This window comes from Pseudonocardia sp. EV170527-09, assembly GCF_008369905.1.
In the GTDB taxonomy this organism is placed as follows: domain Bacteria; phylum Actinomycetota; class Actinomycetes; order Mycobacteriales; family Pseudonocardiaceae; genus Pseudonocardia.
Genome location: NZ_VRMC01000627.1, coordinates 1 through 242, shown reverse-complemented (window position 1 = coordinate 242; position 242 = coordinate 1). Strand labels below are relative to the sequence as shown.

The 242-nt window shown below is 59.1% G+C and carries 1 pseudogene; it reads right to left on the bottom strand.

Features of this window, described 5'->3' with window-relative positions:
- A pseudogene (locus FVA95_RS30320) lies at window positions 1–96 on the bottom strand (30S ribosomal protein S11); the annotation flags it as partial.
- Between the last annotated feature and the right edge of the window lie 146 nt (window positions 97–242).

The following is a 242-nucleotide window of genomic DNA, read 5'->3' as shown; positions in this document are numbered from 1 at the left end:
GATCATGGTGTTGTTGAAGCTGGCGTTCACATGGGCGACGCCGGCGGTGATGTTCTTGCGTTCGCGACGGCGAATACGCTGCGGTTCACGTGCCATTGGTTGAGATTCCTGACCCTAATTCGGAAATCGCCGGGCAATCGGCATCAAGCCTGCCTCCGGCGGAGTAATTCGTCCCCCGGACGAATTACTTCTTCTTGCCTGCGATCGGCTTCGCCTTGCCCTTGCGGGTGCGCGCATTGGTG